Below are 14,853 nucleotides of genomic sequence, written 5' to 3' on the forward strand. Positions count from 1 at the left end.
AGGTGAATGCAAAAGCGGACGGGCTTTCTGCGCCACGGATTCCCGTGGGCCAAAGACCATCCGCTTGAAATCGGTCAGCTTTGTATTTTAGACGCTAATCGGCGCCGCTTTCGGCTCGCGCCTCACACGGAATGCAGCGGCGTACATCGCAGGCAACGCGAGCAGGGTCAACACCGTTGCCACGATCAGCCCGCCCATGATCGCAACCGCCATCGGCCCCCAGAAAACGCTGCGCGACAACGGGATCATCGCCAGCACCGCGGCAGCTGCCGTCAGCACGATCGGCCGCAGCCGCCGCACCGCCGACTCGACGATCGCGTCCCACGCCGGCACGCCCGCCGCGCGGTCGATCTCGATCTGGTCGATCAGGATCACCGCATTGCGCTGGATCATGCCCATCAGCGCGATCACGCCCAGCAGCGCGACGAAGCCGAACGGCCGGTTCAGCACCAGCAGCGCGCCGGCCACGCCGGCAATGCCCATCGGCCCGGTGATGAAAACCAGCAGCGAGCGGCTGAAGCTGTGCAGTTGCAGCATCAGCAGCGTGAACACCAGGAACAGCATGATCGGCACGCCAGCCACGATGGAGGCCGAGCCCTTGCTGCTTTCCTCGGCGGCGCCCGCCACCTCGATGCGATAGCCGCCCTGCCCGGCCGCGGCCCAGCCGGCCTCCAGCTCGCGCAGCTTCGGCAGCAACTGGGTGGTCACGGTCGCGCCCTGCAGGCCCTCTATGACGTCGCCCTGCACGGTGATGGCGTAGTCGCGGTTCTCGCGCCACATCACGCCCGGCTCCCAGGTGAACACCGGCTTGGCGATCTGCGCGAGCGGAATCGAGCGGCCCGAACTCGTCGGGATGTAGGCATTGCCGATGTCCGAGATGGCCTGGCGCTCGTCGGGCGCCTGGCGCAGCACGATGTCGATCAGCAGGTCGTTCTCGCGGTACTGGCCTACGGTGGTGCCGCTGAACATCGTCTTCGATGCCTGCGCGATGGCCTGGCTGGTCACGCCCAGGGCGCGGGCCTTGGCCTGGTCGACCTCGAGGCGGATCACCTTCACCGACTCGTTCCAGTTGTCGTTCACGCCGCGCATGTTGGCGTTGTCGCGCAGCACGGCCTTGACCTCGTCGGCATGGCCGCGCAGCAATGCGGGGTCCGGTCCGATCACGCGGAACTGCACCGGGTACGCCACGGGCGGCCCGTTGGGCAGCAGCTTGACGCGGCCGCGTACCTCGGGAAACTCCTGCGCCAGCAGCTGCGGCAGCTTCAGGCGCAGCGTTTCGCGCACCTTCAGGTCCTTGGCCAGCACGATGAGCTGCGACACGTTGGTCTGCGGGAACACCTGGTCCAGCGGCAGGTAGAAGCGCGGCACGCCGGAGCCGATCCAGGTGCTGACCGTGCTCACGCCGGCCTCTTCCATGAAACGCTTCTCCACGCGCCTGGCCACTTCCTCGTTCGCGGCGAACGAGGTGCCTTCTGGGAACCAGATGTCCACCAGGATCTCCGGTCGGCTCGAGTCCGGGAAGAACTGCTGCTGCACCTTGCCCATCCCGACGATGCCGAGCGCGAAGATCAGCACGGTGGCGCCGATGGTCATCCAGCGGTGCTGCACGCACCAGTTCACCGCGCGGCGGAAGGCGTTGTAGAACGGCGTGTCGAACAGCTCGTGCGGGGGCGCGTCAGGGTCGTGCGGCTTCACCTTGAGCAGCAGCGTGCCGAGGTACGGCACGAAGTACACCGAGACGATCCACGACAGCACCAGCGCGATCACCGTCACCGCGAAGATCGCGAAGGTGTACTCCCCCGTCACCGACTTCGCCAACCCGATCGGCAGGAAGCCGGCCGCCGTGATGAGCGTGCCCGTGAGCATCGGCTTGGCCGTGACGTCGTAGGCGTAGGTGGCGGCGCGCGCCTTGTCGTAGCCCTCTTCCATCTTCCGCACCATCATCTCGACCGCGATGATGGCGTCGTCCACCAGCAGCCCTAGCGCGATGATGAGCGAGCCTAGCGATATCTTGTGCAGCCCGATGCCAAAGTAGTTCATCGCCAGGAAGGTCACGGCCAGCACCAGCGGAATGGTGATCGCCACCACCAGCCCGGGACGCATGTCGATGTACCAGCCGAAGCGCCCGCCCCTGTGCAGGCCGAGCGAGATGATGCTCACGGCCAGCACGATGGCCACGGCCTCGATCAGCACGCCGACGAATTCGTTGACCGAGCTGGCGACCGACACCGGCTGGTCCTGCACCTGCGCCAGCTTCACGCCGGCCGGCAGGCGCTTGTCGATGGTGGCGGTGGTGGCCTTCAGCGCCTTGCCCAGCGCGATGATGTCGCCGCCCTTGGCCATCGACACACCGAGCGCAATCACTTCCTTGCCCTGGTGGTGCACCTTGACCGCCGGCGGATCGACGTAGCCGCGATCGATGTCCGCGATGTCGCCCAGCTTGAGCTGGCTGCCCGAGCTGCCGCGGATGGGCATGTCGCGCAGTTGGTCGACGCTGGTGAACTGGCCGGCCACGCGCACCTGCACCACGTCCTGCGGCGACGAGATGGAGCCCGCGCTCTCCACCGCGTTCTGCGAGCCGAGCTGCTGCAGCACCGCGTTGAAGTCGAGCCCGAGCTGTGCCAGGCGCTTCTGGGAGATCTCGATGTAGACCTTCTCGTCCTGCACGCCGAACTGGTCGACCTTGGCCACGTCTTTCACGCGCAGCAACTGCTGGCGCACGTCGTCGGCCATCGTCTTGAGCTCGGCGTAGCTGAAGCCTTCGCTCTCCAGCGCGTAGATCACGCCGTAGACATCGCCGAAGTCGTCATTGAAGAACGGCCCCTGCACGCCGGCCGGCAAGGTGGCGCGCATGTCGCCGATCTTCTTGCGCACCGTGTACCAGACGTTCGCCACCTCGGTGGACTTCGAGGAGTCCTTGATGTTGAAGATGATCTGCGACTCGCCCGGCTTCGAATAGCTGCGGATCTTGTCGGCGTAAGGCGCTTCCTGCAGCGTGCGCTCGAGCTTGTCGGTGACCTGCTCGGCCACCTGCTGCGCGGTGGCGCCGGGCCAGTAGGTCTTCACGACCATGGCGCGGAAGGTGAACGGCGGGTCTTCGTCCTGCCCGAGCTGGAAGTACGCGAACACGCCCAGCACCATCAGCACCACCATCAGGTAGCGCGTCAGGGGCGCGTGGTCCAGCGCCCATCTGGAGAGGTTGAAGCCGGCGGGCTTGTCGTTGGGGTTCGCCGGGCTGCCGCTCATTTGGCAGCACCGCCGGTTGCGCCTGCGGCGATCTCCTTGCCGCTCGCGGCGACGGCCGCCACGGGCTGTGCCGATGCCTTCGCACCGGCATTGGCGGCGGCCGCGGCCGCCTCCTTCGACTGGTAGATGGTGACCTTCTGCCCCGGCGAAAGCACGTGCACGCCGGCGGCCACGACCATCATGCCGGGCGTGATGCCGCTGGCGATGACGGCCTCGTTGCCGTCTGCCGTGGCCACCTGCACGGCCTGCGAGCGCACCGTCATGGTCGACTGGTCGAGCACCCACACGGCCGTGCCCTTGCCCTCCTGGCGCAGCGCGCTGGTCGGCAGCTTCATGACAGCGGTGGTGGCGTGCGCCAGCGCCTGCGGCCGTGCATAGACCGTGGCGCCGAGCGGCGGCGAGGCGGCCGCGTCGATCGCGACCTTGACCGAATACGTGCGCGTCACGGCATCGGCGCTGGCCGCCACCTCGCGCACCTGGCCCTGCAGTTCGTTGCCGCCCGACCAGCCGCGCACGGTGACCGGCGAGCCGATCTTGACGAGCGTGGCGCGGTCTTCCGGCACCGCGAACACCACGTCGCGCGCGCCGTCCTGCGCAATGCGCACGACCGGCGTGCCGGCCTGCACCACCTGGCCCGGCTCGGCCTCGATGGCGGTGACGATGCCGGCCACGTCGGCCACCAGCGTCGTGTAGTTGGCCTGGTTGCCCTGCGAGGAAAGCTGTGCCTGCGCCTGTTCGAGCTGAGCCTGCGCGGCCTTCCAGGTGGTTTCGCGGCGCTCCAGTTCGGCGCCGCTGATGAAGTTCTGCTCGCGCAGTTCGCGATAGCGCTTCAGGTCGGCTGCCGCGAGGTCACGATTGGTCAGCGCGGCGGCCTGCTGGGCGCGGGCGGCTTCGGCGGCGAGCCGGTAATCCTGCGGATCGAGTTGCGCCAGCACCTGGCCGGCCTGCACGTGCTGGCCCAGTTCCGCCTGGCGCCGGGTGATCTTGCCCGCCACGCGGAAGCCCAGCCGCGACTCGACGCGCGCCCGCACCTCGGCGGAGAACTCGGGCTGGGCGTCGAACTCGCTCGCCCCCACGGTCACGACCTTGACCGCGCGAACGGGGTCCTCGACCGCAGGTTTAGGCGAGCAGCCAGCCAGGAAGACGGCGGGAAACAGCAGCCATGCGGCGCTGCGGGCGCGGGAAAAGACAGTGGTGGAGGCGGTCATGAGACACCCAGGAGAGGACGAACCGGGCCATTAATGACCCACTGGTTAGTAATCTAGGATAAACCCGAACCACTGTCAATGACCCGCTGGTCACTAGAGCCCGATCTGGGCTCCGGCCGCCGCCTACGTACGCTGCCCCATCTCCACCAGCCGGTTGTCCGGCAGCTCGAAATAGTCCGATGCCCGGCCCGCATTGCGCTGCAGCCAGCCGAACAGCGCGCGCCGTATCGGGTTCAGGCCCGGCAGGTTTTCCTCGCCGACCGAGGCGCGCGAGACGAAGTACGAGGTTTTCATCGAGTCGATCGCCAGCGTCTTCTGGTAGGCCAGGATGCGGATGAACTCGGGCACGTCGGGCCGCTCCATGAAGCCGTGCCGCGCGGTGACCACCCATATGCCCTCCATCAGCTGCTCGGCCTCGATGCGGTTGCGCGCATCGACGCGCGGCGTGTCGCAGGGCAGCACGCGCAGCACGATGACCTGCTCGTGCAGAACCTGGTTGTGCTTGAGGTTGTGCAGCAACGCATGCGGCACCGCCGTGGCGTCGGGGTTCAGGAACACCGCCGTGCCGCTCACCCGGTGCGGCATGTGCAGCGCCAGCGACTCGATGAAGGTCCGCAGCGGCAGGCTCTCGGCCGCGGCGGCTTCCAGTCCCAGCCGGCGGCCCTTGGCCCAGGTGGTGAAGACCACCATCACCACGACCGCCACCGCCAGCGTGAGCCAGCCGCCCTCGGCAATCTTCAGGCTGTTGGCCACCACGAAGGTCAGGTCGACCACCGCGAAGGCCGCCACGCCGACCACCACAGCCACCTTGTTCCAGCGCCACAGCCCCCAGGCCACGATGCCGGCCAGCAGCGTGGTCGTCACCATGGTGATCGACACGGCGATGCCGTAGGCCGCCGACAGCGCGCCCGAACTGCGGAAGCCCAGCACCAGCAGCAGCACCCCCACCATCAGCAGCCAGTTGACCGTGGGCACGTAGATCTGCCCGATCGCCGTGCCCGAGGTCTGGATCACCCGCATGCGCGGCAGGTAGCCCATGCGCATCGCCTGCGCCGTGAGCGAGAAGGCGCCCGAGATCACGGCCTGCGATGCAATGACCGTGGCCATTGCCGCCAGCACCACCATCGGCAGCACGCCCCACGCGGGGAAAAGGCGGAAGAACGGGTTGTCGATGGCCGCCGGGTTGGCCAGCACCAGCGCGCCCTGCCCGAAGTAGTTCAGCACCAGCCCCGGCAGCGCGATGAACAGCCATGCGAGCCGGATCGGCCGGGCGCCGAAGTGCCCCATGTCGGCATACAGCGCCTCGCCGCCCGTGAAGGCCAGGAACACCGCGCCCAGCACCGCCAGCGACTGCGCCCGGTGTTCGACCAGGAAGCCCAGCGCCCGGCGCGGATCGAGCGCCGCCAGCACCTGCGGCTGCTGCAGCACCTGCCACAGTCCGGCCGCGGCCAATATCAGGAACCACAGCAGCATGACCGGCCCGAACACCTTGCCGACTACGCCCGTGCCCTTCTTCTGCACCGCGAACAGCCCGATGAGAATGACCACCGTGATCGGCAGCACCGCCTTCTGCAGCACCGGCGCCTGCACCTCCAGGCCCTCGACCGCCGACAGCACCGAGATGGCCGGCGTGATCAGGCTGTCGCCGTAGAACATGGCCGCGCCCACCAGCCCGAGCATGCCGATCACGTTCCATACCCAGGGCTTCGTCTTCGGCCCGGACACCGCGTTGCGCGCCAGCGCCTGCAGCGCCAGGATGCCGCCCTCGCCGTCGTGGTCAGCGCGCAGCACGAACACCACGTACTTCAGCGTGACCACGAACATCAGCCCCCAGAAGATCAGCGAGAGCAGCCCCAGCACCGAATCGGGCGAGAACGGCACGCCGTGCTCGGGGTTCATCGTCTCCTTGAAGGCATAGAGCGGCGAAGTGCCGATGTCGCCGAACACCACCCCCAGCGCGGCGATCATGAGCGTCGGCCCCGCCGGGTGCGCCGCCTCGCCGTACGCTGAAACCTGGGACCCGGAAGCCGGTGCGGATGCTTTCATGAGAAGCAGGAAGTTCAAAGTGGCGACGCTGCGAGCATAGTGCCGGGGCGCTGCGTCGTCGCGGACAATCGTGGCGTGTCCGCCACTCCCCACCTTGCCAACCCGCCGGCCCACTACGAGAACTTCCCCGTAGCCTCCTGGCTGTGCCCGCCGCACCTGCGCCCGCCCATTGCCGCGATCTACCACTTCGCGCGCACCGCCGACGACATCGCCGACGAAGGCGAGGCCTTGCCGGATCAGCGGCTGGCCGATCTGCGCGCCTACCGAGAGGAACTGGCCGCCGCCGCGCAGGGCGAGGTGCTGCCGTCATCGCGCTGGCCCCATGTGTTCGGCCCGCTGGCCCACAGCATCGCGCAGCACAAGCTGCCCGAAGACCTGCTCGCCGACCTGCTGAGCGCCTTCATGCAGGACATCGAGAAAACCCGCGACCACGGCACCTACGCCGACCGCGCCGAGCTGCTCGACTACTGCCGCCGCTCCGCCAACCCGGTCGGCCGGCTGCTGTTGCACCTCTACGGCGTGCACGATGCGCAGGCGCTGGCGCAGAGCGACGCCATCTGCAGCGCGCTGCAGCTCATCAATTTCTGGCAGGACCCGAGCGTCGACCTGCCGCGCGGGCGTTTCTATTTCCCGCTGACAGACTGCGACCGGCGCGGCCTGACGCGCGAGAACTTCAAGGTGTTCGCGCCGCTGTCGCCGGCCCCGCCGCCGCAGGAAGCTATCAATCTGATAGCAGTGGTGTCTTACTGGGCGCGCGAGCTCATGACGGAAGGCGCGCCGCTGGTGCACCGGCTGCCCGGCCGCGCTGGCTGGGAACTGCGGCTCGTGGTGCAGGGCGGGCTGCGCATCCTCGACAAGATCGTCGACCTCGGCTTCGACACCTTCTCGCAGCGCCCCACCGTCGGCAAGGCCGATGCCCCCCTGCTGCTCTGGAAGGCCATGCGGATGCGGAGACAATCACGGCCCATGAAAGCAGCGCCTCCCCGATGAATCCCGAGCAATACGTGCAAGACAAGGCCGCCGCCTCGGGCAGCAGTTTCTATTACGCCTTCCTGTTCCTCCCCAAGCCGCGCCGCGCCGCGATCACGGCTTTCTATGCGTTCTGCCGCGAGGTCGACGACGTGGTCGACGAGGTCAGCGACCCCGGCGTGGCCGCCACCAAGCTCGCCTGGTGGCGCACCGAGGTGGCCCAGTCCTTCGCGGGCACGCCCCGCCACCCCGTGATGCAGGCGCTGATGCCGCACGCCGCGGCCTACGGCATCGAGGCGCGCCAGCTCAACGAGGTGATCGACGGCTGCCAGATGGACCTGGACCAGACCCGCTATCTCGACTTCCAGGGACTCGCGCGCTACTGCCACCTCGTGGCCGGCGTGGTGGGCGAAGTCGCGGCGCGCATCTTCGGCCAGACCGATCCGCAGACCACCGCCTATGCCCACAAGCTGGGCCTGGCGCTGCAGCTCACCAACATCTTGCGCGACGTAGGCGAAGACGCCCTGCGCGGGCGCATCTACCTGCCGGTGAACGAGCTGCAGAAGTTCGACGTGAAGGCGCACGAGATCCTGAACCGCGTGCACTCGGAACGCTTCGTCGCGCTGATGAAGTTCCAGGCCGCGCGCGCCCACGCGGCCTACGACGAAGCGCTCGCCCTGCTCCAGCTGGCCGACCGCCGCGCGCAGAAGCCGGGCCTCATGATGGCCAGCATCTACCGCACCCTGCTGCGCGAGATCGAACGCGACGATTTCCAGGTGCTGAACCAGCGCGTGAGCCTGACGCCGGTGCGCAAGTTCTGGCTGGCGTGGAAAGTCCAGGCGCTGGGGCGAATCTAGCTTCGGTTTCCATGGATGCTTCCCAGCTTTCGCATGTCGGTCTGTACAGGGCGATCCTCAGCATAGACCCCCAAGCTGACCTTTTCCATGAACTGCTCAGTCCATGGATGGCAGGCGAGCGCGAATGGTTGACCGCGTTCGAGCAGCAAACGTCGCCAGAGCCCATTGAAATCGATGACTCATGGCGCCTCTATGCGCTTTCGCGCATCAACCAGATCTTGTTGATGGCGTTTCAACGGGGAACACACGACAGCTGGGAAGGCCCGGCCTTGACCATGCCGGAGTACCTCGCGTTCATGACTGGCATGGGCTTTCGCGTGGTCGACGAGCCGGCCTACTCGCCCTTCTTTCATGAAATCGTCGAAGTCGTCGAAGCAGACGGAACACGACCCCGCCAGGATTACATCGATCTCGAACGGGTGGATTGGCCCGCACTGATGCTCGGTCCCATGATGTTCTCGCGAGCAGGTGTCGCCGTGTCATGCGTGTGTGGCGCACTACAACCTGAAATCGCGACGTCGTCGACCCTCTACTGGGCTCACCGGCGCAAATACCGGCCCAGGGAGGATCTGGCGGACGGATGGGGCTCCAACTCGCAATGGGCAACGCAGTTCAGGCGTGACTACATCGTGGGCGACAAGCTGCTATTCAACGCGGACGGCAAATACGACTTGAATGACAGCGGCCTGCGAATGCGCGAAGACGGGCTGACAAGGGCCGAGCGCATCGAGCTGCTGACGCATGGGTGTTTCGTCCGTTGCGAGAAGCCGGACAACGACCTGGCCCCCTACAACGACCGCATCCTGCTCCCGCGCGACTTTCAATGAAAAGACTCGCCGTCATCGGCGCCGGCTGGGCCGGCCTGGCCTGCGCGGTCGAGGCCACGCGGCTCGGGCATGCCGTCACGCTGTTCGAAGCTGCGCACATGCCCGGCGGCCGCGCGCGGCGCGTCGACGACATGCACGGGCTGGCGCTCGACAACGGGCAGCACATCCTGATCGGCGCGTACACCGCCACGCTGAAGCTGATGCGCGATGTCGGCGTGGATGTCGACGGCGTGCTGTTGCGCCTGCCGCTGTCGCTGCGCTTTGCGGACGGTGGCGGGCTCAAGCTGCCGCGGCTGCCCGCGCCGCTCGACCTGCTGGCCGGCATCTTCACCGCGCGCGGCTGGACGTGGCGCGACAAGTCGTCGCTGCTGCGCACCGCCATCGGCTGGCGCCTTGCGGGCTTTCGCTGCGCCGCCAGCACCACCGTCGCCGACCTGTGCGCCGGCCTCACCCCGCGCGTGATGAAGGAGCTGATCGAGCCGCTGTGCGTGTCGGCGCTCAACACACCCGTGGGGCAGTCGAGCGGCGAAGTGTTCCTGCGCGTGCTGAAGGATGCCCTCTTCAGCGGCAGCGGCGGCGCCGACCTGCTGCTGCCCCGTGCCGACCTGGGCGCGCTGCTTCCCGACGCGGCCATCCGGTGGCTGACCGCACAGGGCGCGCAAGTGCGCATCGGCACCCGCGTGCGCGCCATCGCATCCGAGGGCGGCCGGTGGCGCGTCGACGATGAAATCTTCGACCAGGTCGTGCTGGCATGCGCGCCGTGGGACGCCGCCCGGCTGGTGCGTGCGTCCGGCCTGCAGGCGGATGCCTGGTGCGCAACCACCGAGGCCCTGCGCTTCGAGGCCATCGCCACCGTCTATGTGCGCGGCGCCTCGCCGCTGGCCGAACCGATGCTGGCGCTGCGCAGCGACCCGGCCACCGCCCCCGCGCAGTTCGCTTTCGACCGGGGCCAGCTCGGCGGCATGCAAGGCGTGCTCGCGATGGTCGTCAGTGCCAACGAGGCTTCGCGCGAAGTGCTGGAAGAACAGGTGATCGCGCAGGCCGCCAGGCAACTGGGCCAGACGCGGTTGCAGCTCGTGCAGACCGTGGTCGAGAAACGCGCCACCTTCGCCTGCACACCCGCCCTCGCCAGGCCTCCGTCGGCCATCGCGCCCGGCCTGCAGGCCTGCGGCGACTACACCGAAGGCCCCTACCCGGCCACGCTCGAAGGCGCCGTCCTCAGCGGGCTCGCCGCCGCAAAGGCATTGACCCCATGACCACCGAACTGCGCTACCTCGACTTCGACTACAGCGAAGACACCGAAGGCCACGGCACCTTCGACGCGATGGCGTCGACCACGCCTGAGAAGACGCCCGAGGTCAAGCAAGAGATTGCCGCCCTGCTGGCGTGGGCCGAGGCCACGTTCCCGCACGCACGCGGCGCCCTCGACGAAGGCGCCATGTGGGACTACGACCTGCAGGAAACGCGCGAAGAAAACCCGCGCTTCGACACCGTCACCCTCTCGCTCAGCGGCACCGCCGACTTCTGCGCGGCGCTGCGCGAGCAGTTCGCGCTCGACTGACCGCCCGACAGGAAGCTCAGGCCGCCGTCTTGTTGCGCAAACGCAGCAGGCTCAGGCCCAGCAGCACGAAGGCCCCGCCCGACACCTTGTTGAACAGCCGCGTGCGGCGCGGATCCGAGAGCTGCTTGCGCAGAAGTCGCGCCAGCAGCACGTAGAACGCATGCGACAGCACCGAGGCGGTCGCGAAGGTGGTCGTCAGCACCGCGAACTGCATGGCCAGCGGCGCGTCCTGCGTCAGGAATTGCGGGAACAGCGCGGAGAAGAAAAGAATGCCCTTCGGGTTGGTCAGCGCCACCGTCAGGCCGTTGCCGAACAGGCGCAGGCCCGAACGCGGCACCGCACCGGCCGGCGCGCCCTGCAGGTCGGCGAACACGCTGCCCTGGCTGCGCCACTGCTTGATGCCCAGGTAGATCAGGTAAGCCGCGCCGGCCAACTTCAGCAGCATGAAGGCATGGGCGGAGGTCGAGAGCACCACGCCCAGCCCGGCCATGGCCGCGGCCGACACCATGAACAGCCCCGTCGCGTTGCCGAGCGAGCTGATCATCGCGCGTCGCGGGCCCACGCTCATCGAGTTCGAGACCGCGAGCAACACCGCCGGTCCGGGCGTGAAGGCGACGAGCAGCGTGACGCCGCAGAAGACGAGCCAGTTCGAGAAATGCACTTTGGGTTTCCTGCGCGGCGCGATGCCGCAAGGAGTTGAGGACGACGGGAAACTATAGTCAGCCCCGCGAATCGGCGCAGACGCCGCGCTAATACCCTCTCACTCCCGGAACCCCACCCATGGTCACCTGCTACCTGCGCTACATCGTCGACGCCTACAAGCTCAAGGAGTTCGAGCACTACGGCAGGCTCTGGATCCCGCTGGTCGAGAAGTTCGGCGGCCAGCACCACGGCTACTTCCTGCCTTCGGAAGGCACGAACAACGTCGCGCTGGCGATGTTCACCTTCCCGAGCCTGGCCGCCTACGAAAAGTACCGCGCCGACTCGATGCAGGACCCGGAATGCCAAGCCGCCTTCAAGTACGCGGAAGAAACCCGCTGCATCATCAGCTACGAGCGCAGCTTCTTCCGCCCGGTATTCAAGTAAGGCCTCAGGCGCCGAGCGCCACGCACAGCGCGTGCAGGTTCGGCACGATCAGCTGGGGCCGGGCGTCGTGCACCCAGGGCCGCTCGTCGCGCACGAGCCAGGCGGCCTGCATGCCGACATTGAGCGCGCCGACCACGTCGAGTTCGGCGTCATCGCCCACGTGCAGCACGTCCTTGGGCAGGAAGCCGACCGATGCCGCGGCGGCGCGGAAGATGGGCGCATGCGGCTTGCCGCTGCCGAAGGCCCGCGCATTGAAGGCGGTGCGGAACCATCGGCCGACGCCGGTCTTGTGAATGTCGGCGTTGCCGTTCGAGATGGCCACCAGCGGATAGCGTTCGCTGAGCCACTTGAGTGCGGGCAGCGCGTCTTCATACAGCGTCACGCGCTGGCGCTCTTCGAAGAACGCCTCGAAGGCCGGATCGGCCAGCGCCGGGTCTTCGCCCGCGCGCTTGAGCGCGGTGCGGATCGACTCCCGGCGCAGCGCGCTCAGGTCGTGCGCGAGGTCGGAGCGTTCCTTGGCGGTGGCTTCGCGCAGTTCGCGAAGAATGCCGGGCGTCAGCAGCAGCGAGGCCGTCTTGGGCGCCTCGCGCAGCAGCCATTCCTGGAGCACGCCCTCAGCGCGCTCGATGGTCGGCCAGATCGGCCACAGCGTGTCGTCGAGGTCGAGCGAGATCGCGGAAATACGTTGGAGGTCGAGGGGTTCGGCGCCTGCTGGCGCCGTCGAAGCGGAGGTCATGACCGAGAATATCGCATGCCTCCACATCCCGAGAACGCCCCGCCGGGCACCCCGCGCACCGCCGTGCTCTGGTGCAACCTGGGTTCGCCCGATGCACCGACCGCCGCCGCCGTGCGCCCCTACCTCGCAGACTTCCTGGGCGACCCGCGCGTGGTCGAGATTCCCAGGGCGATCTGGGCGCTCATCCTGCACGGCATCATCCTGCGCGTGCGCCCGGCCAAGTCGGCCGCCAAGTACGCGAGCATCTGGATGCCCGAGGGCTCGCCGCTCAAGGTGTTCACCCAGAAGCAGGCCACGCTGCTGGCGGGCTGGCTCGGTGAGCGCGGCCACCGCGTGACGGTGCGCGACGCGATGCGCTATGCCAACCCGTCGATCGCCTCGCGCCTCGACGCGCTGCAGGCCGAAGGCGTCACCCGCGTGCTGGTGCTGCAGGCCTACCCGCAATACTCGGCCACCACCACCGCCAGCGTGATCGACGCGGTGAACGACTGGAGCCGCAAGCAGCGCCGCCTGCCGGAGTTCCGCTTCGTGAATGACTTCCACGACGACCCGGCCTACATCGAGGCGCTGGCCCAAGGCATCGAGAAACACTGGAAGACCGAAGGCCGCGGCGAGGTGCTGCTGATGAGCTTCCACGGCATTCCCGCGCGCAACATCGCGCTCGGCGATCCGTACCAGTCTCAGTGCCTGGAAACCGCACGCCTGCTCGCAGAGCGGCTGGGCCTTTCGGCAGCGCAGCACCGCGTCACCTTCCAGTCGCGCTTCGGCCGAGCCAAGTGGCTCGAGCCCTACACCGAGCCCACGCTGCGCGAACTCGGCGCTTCCGGCATCCAGCGCGTCGACGTGGTGTGCCCCGGCTTCCCGGCCGACTGCCTCGAGACCCTCGAGGAAATCGCCATGGAAGGCCGCGAGGCCTTCATGCACGCGGGCGGCAAGACATTCAGCTATATCCCGTGCCTGAACGACAGCCCGGCATGGATCACCGCGCTCGCGGGCATTGCCGAGCGCAACCTGGCGGGCTGGCCAACGCAGTCGACCGCGCGCTGAAGCGACTTCAGCCCGCCGATTTGCGCGCCAGCAGCGCCTGGATCGCGGCTTCCATCTCGGCGTACTCGCCCTCGCCGAAGTGCTGCCGCATCACCTGGCCCTTGCTGTCGACCAGGTAGAAGGCCGGCCAGTACTGGTTGTCGTAGGCCTTCCAGGTAGCAAATGCGTTGTCCTGCGCCACCGGATAGCGGATGTTGAAGCGCCGGATCGCATCTTCCACGTTGCGCGTGAGCTTCTCGTAGGCGAATTCGGGCGAGTGCACGCCCACCACCACGAAGCCCTGGTCCTTGTACTTCTCGTACCAGCTCACCACGTGCGGCAGCGTGCGGATGCAGTTGATGCACGAGTAGGTCCAGAAGTCGACCAGCACCACCTGCCCGGCGAGCCCCTTCAGCGTGAGTGGCTCCGAGTTGAGCCACTTGTCGATGCCCGCGAACTCGGGGGCCTTGCCGTAGTCGCGCAGGCCCGGCGACGCGGCCAGGGCACTGCGTACCGGCCACCCGCCACCGGCCGCCGCAGCCAGGGCCGACGCCCCCGCGGCGAGCCCCGAGAAAGCTCTCCTGGACAGCATGTTCTTCATGATCGCAACCCCGTTCCTTGTGTCAGACCGACAGCGGTCAGGCGCGATTGTTTGCGGCGCACCCCGGGCGTGCGCATGTGTCACGGCAATTTGAACTTTGTCCCGGCGGCGTGAAGGCCGGGACCGACTCAGAACTTCCCGAGGTAGTCCATCTTGCCGATCGGGATGCCCTTGTGGCGCAGCACGTCGTAGGCCGTGGTCACATGGAAGAAGAAATTGGGCAGCGCGAACTGCAGCAGGTAGCGCTGCGCGGTGAAATGCGCCTCGCCTTCGCGCGCCTTGATGGTCACGGGACGCTCTTCCTGGCCGTCGATCAGCGCGCGGTCCACGCTTGCGAGGAAGTCCTGCGTCTTCGCAATGCGGGCGAGCAGGTCATCCCAGGTCTTTTCCTCGTCGGGAAAGCTCGGCGCGGTGATGCCGGCGATGCGGGCCGTGCCCAGCTTCGAGGCATCGCTGGCGCGCTGGATCTGGCCGGCCAGGGTGAGCATGTCGGGCGCCAGGCGCGCCTCGACCAGCGTGGCCGGGTCGATGCCGTTGGCCTTGGCGTGCGCCAGGCCCTTGTCGAGCAGATGGGTGAGTTGGCCGAGTCCGCGTGCGAAGACGGGCACCGACAGGTCGTACAGAGAGAGCGCCATGATGGTCGAGGCCTTGTTGTGGTTGAAGCGGCGGCGATTGTCCTGCCGCCGGGGC

Annotated in this window: 14 protein-coding genes; 7 read left to right on the plus strand and 7 right to left on the minus strand. The window is 67.8% G+C overall.

The genetic code is table 11. The features are described 5' to 3' along the window. Positions 1-87: 87 nt before the first annotated feature. From QRN67_RS10910 to QRN67_RS10920, 3 genes are all read right to left on the minus strand, one after another. Positions 88-3,246 carry an efflux RND transporter permease subunit gene (locus tag QRN67_RS10910; RefSeq protein ID WP_285411770.1) on the minus strand — a complete coding sequence of 1,053 codons (3,159 nt, stop codon included), beginning with the start codon at positions 3,244-3,246 and terminating at the stop codon, positions 88-90. Then, entirely contained in the window at positions 3,243-4,454 is a 1,212-nt protein-coding gene (locus QRN67_RS10915) for an efflux RND transporter periplasmic adaptor subunit (RefSeq protein WP_285411771.1), read from the minus strand. Before QRN67_RS10915 ends, QRN67_RS10910 begins: the two co-directional genes overlap by 4 nt. A gap of 123 nt (positions 4,455-4,577) precedes the next feature. Further along, positions 4,578-6,422 carry a potassium transporter Kup gene (locus tag QRN67_RS10920; protein WP_285411863.1) on the minus strand — a complete coding sequence of 615 codons (1,845 nt, stop codon included), beginning with the start codon at positions 6,420-6,422 and terminating at the stop codon, positions 4,578-4,580. 153 nt (positions 6,423-6,575) lie between these two features. Here QRN67_RS10920 and hpnC point away from each other — a divergent pair, with 153 nt between their 5' ends. Genes hpnC through QRN67_RS10945 form a run of 5 tightly spaced genes read left to right on the plus strand, consistent with a single transcriptional unit; the run spans position 6,576 to position 10,714 of the window. Next, positions 6,576-7,490, plus strand: a complete 915-nt coding sequence (hpnC, locus tag QRN67_RS10925; RefSeq protein WP_285411772.1) for a squalene synthase HpnC — start codon at positions 6,576-6,578, stop codon at positions 7,488-7,490. Next, entirely contained in the window at positions 7,487-8,326 is an 840-nt protein-coding gene (gene hpnD / locus QRN67_RS10930; RefSeq protein WP_285411773.1) for a presqualene diphosphate synthase HpnD, read from the plus strand. The genes hpnC and hpnD overlap by 4 nt, the downstream gene beginning before the upstream one ends. Positions 8,327-8,337: 11 nt before the next feature. Then, the gene (locus QRN67_RS10935) at positions 8,338-9,153 is read left to right on the plus strand and encodes a hypothetical protein (RefSeq protein WP_285411774.1); all 816 of its coding nucleotides are present in this window, start codon (positions 8,338-8,340) and stop codon (positions 9,151-9,153) included. Continuing rightward, a complete protein-coding gene (gene hpnE / locus QRN67_RS10940) occupies positions 9,150-10,409 on the plus strand; it encodes a hydroxysqualene dehydroxylase HpnE (protein ID WP_285411775.1) in 1,260 nt (419 codons plus the stop codon). Before QRN67_RS10935 ends, hpnE begins: the two co-directional genes overlap by 4 nt. Next, entirely contained in the window at positions 10,406-10,714 is a 309-nt protein-coding gene (locus QRN67_RS10945) for a hypothetical protein (RefSeq protein ID WP_285411776.1), read from the plus strand. The genes hpnE and QRN67_RS10945 overlap by 4 nt, the downstream gene beginning before the upstream one ends. 16 nt (positions 10,715-10,730) lie before the next feature. On the opposite strand, the gene QRN67_RS10950 is transcribed toward QRN67_RS10945, so the two are convergent. Then, positions 10,731-11,375 (minus strand): LysE family translocator, encoded by a 645-nt coding sequence (locus QRN67_RS10950; RefSeq protein WP_081270889.1) that lies wholly within the window; start codon positions 11,373-11,375, stop codon positions 10,731-10,733. A 119-nt stretch (positions 11,376-11,494) separates the two neighbouring features. Between QRN67_RS10950 and QRN67_RS10955 the strand changes: the two genes are divergently transcribed. Then, a complete protein-coding gene (locus tag QRN67_RS10955; protein WP_285411777.1) occupies positions 11,495-11,800 on the plus strand; it encodes an NIPSNAP family protein in 306 nt (101 codons plus the stop codon). A 4-nt stretch (positions 11,801-11,804) separates the two neighbouring features. Here QRN67_RS10955 and QRN67_RS10960 read toward each other — a convergent pair whose 3' ends face one another. Next, positions 11,805-12,536: an HAD family hydrolase gene (locus QRN67_RS10960; protein ID WP_285411779.1), complete on the minus strand. Its 732-nt coding sequence runs from the start codon at positions 12,534-12,536 to the stop codon at positions 11,805-11,807. Positions 12,537-12,551: 15 nt separating this feature from the next. On the opposite strand from QRN67_RS10960, the gene hemH reads away from it, so the two are divergent. After that, positions 12,552-13,583: a ferrochelatase gene (gene hemH / locus QRN67_RS10965; RefSeq protein WP_081270892.1), complete on the plus strand. Its 1,032-nt coding sequence runs from the start codon at positions 12,552-12,554 to the stop codon at positions 13,581-13,583. A 7-nt stretch (positions 13,584-13,590) separates the two neighbouring features. Here hemH and QRN67_RS10970 read toward each other — a convergent pair whose 3' ends face one another. Then, entirely contained in the window at positions 13,591-14,154 is a 564-nt protein-coding gene (locus QRN67_RS10970; RefSeq protein ID WP_081270933.1) for a thioredoxin family protein, read from the minus strand. A 137-nt stretch (positions 14,155-14,291) separates the two neighbouring features. Beyond that, positions 14,292-14,798, minus strand: coding sequence for a DUF1993 domain-containing protein (locus QRN67_RS10975; protein ID WP_106937473.1), 507 nt, complete (start codon positions 14,796-14,798; stop codon positions 14,292-14,294). Positions 14,799-14,853: the final 55 nt, after the last annotated feature.

Source organism: Variovorax sp. efr-133-TYG-130 (assembly GCF_030208835.1).
Taxonomy (GTDB): Bacteria; Pseudomonadota; Gammaproteobacteria; order Burkholderiales; family Burkholderiaceae_C; genus Variovorax.

Bases quoted from the DNA above. Each gene is read 5' to 3' on its own strand.
- QRN67_RS10910 (WP_285411770.1), bottom strand. From the start codon at position 3,246: ATGAGCGGCAGCCCGGCGAACCCCAACGACAAGCCCGCCGGCTTCAAC.
- QRN67_RS10915 (WP_285411771.1), bottom strand. From the start codon at position 4,454: ATGACCGCCTCCACCACTGTCTTTTCCCGCGCCCGCAGCGCCGCATGG.
- QRN67_RS10920 (WP_285411863.1), bottom strand. From the start codon at position 6,422: ATGATCGCCGCGCTGGGGGTGGTGTTCGGCGACATCGGCACTTCGCCG.
- hpnD (WP_285411773.1), top strand. From the start codon at position 7,487: ATGAATCCCGAGCAATACGTGCAAGACAAGGCCGCCGCCTCGGGCAGC.
- QRN67_RS10935 (WP_285411774.1), top strand. From the start codon at position 8,338: ATGGATGCTTCCCAGCTTTCGCATGTCGGTCTGTACAGGGCGATCCTC.
- hpnE (WP_285411775.1), top strand. From the start codon at position 9,150: ATGAAAAGACTCGCCGTCATCGGCGCCGGCTGGGCCGGCCTGGCCTGC.
- QRN67_RS10945 (WP_285411776.1), top strand. From the start codon at position 10,406: ATGACCACCGAACTGCGCTACCTCGACTTCGACTACAGCGAAGACACC.
- QRN67_RS10955 (WP_285411777.1), top strand. From the start codon at position 11,495: ATGGTCACCTGCTACCTGCGCTACATCGTCGACGCCTACAAGCTCAAG.
- QRN67_RS10960 (WP_285411779.1), bottom strand. From the start codon at position 12,536: ATGACCTCCGCTTCGACGGCGCCAGCAGGCGCCGAACCCCTCGACCTC.
- hemH (WP_081270892.1), top strand. From the start codon at position 12,552: ATGCCTCCACATCCCGAGAACGCCCCGCCGGGCACCCCGCGCACCGCC.
- QRN67_RS10970 (WP_081270933.1), bottom strand. From the start codon at position 14,154: ATGCTGTCCAGGAGAGCTTTCTCGGGGCTCGCCGCGGGGGCGTCGGCC.
- QRN67_RS10975 (WP_106937473.1), bottom strand. From the start codon at position 14,798: ATGGCGCTCTCTCTGTACGACCTGTCGGTGCCCGTCTTCGCACGCGGA.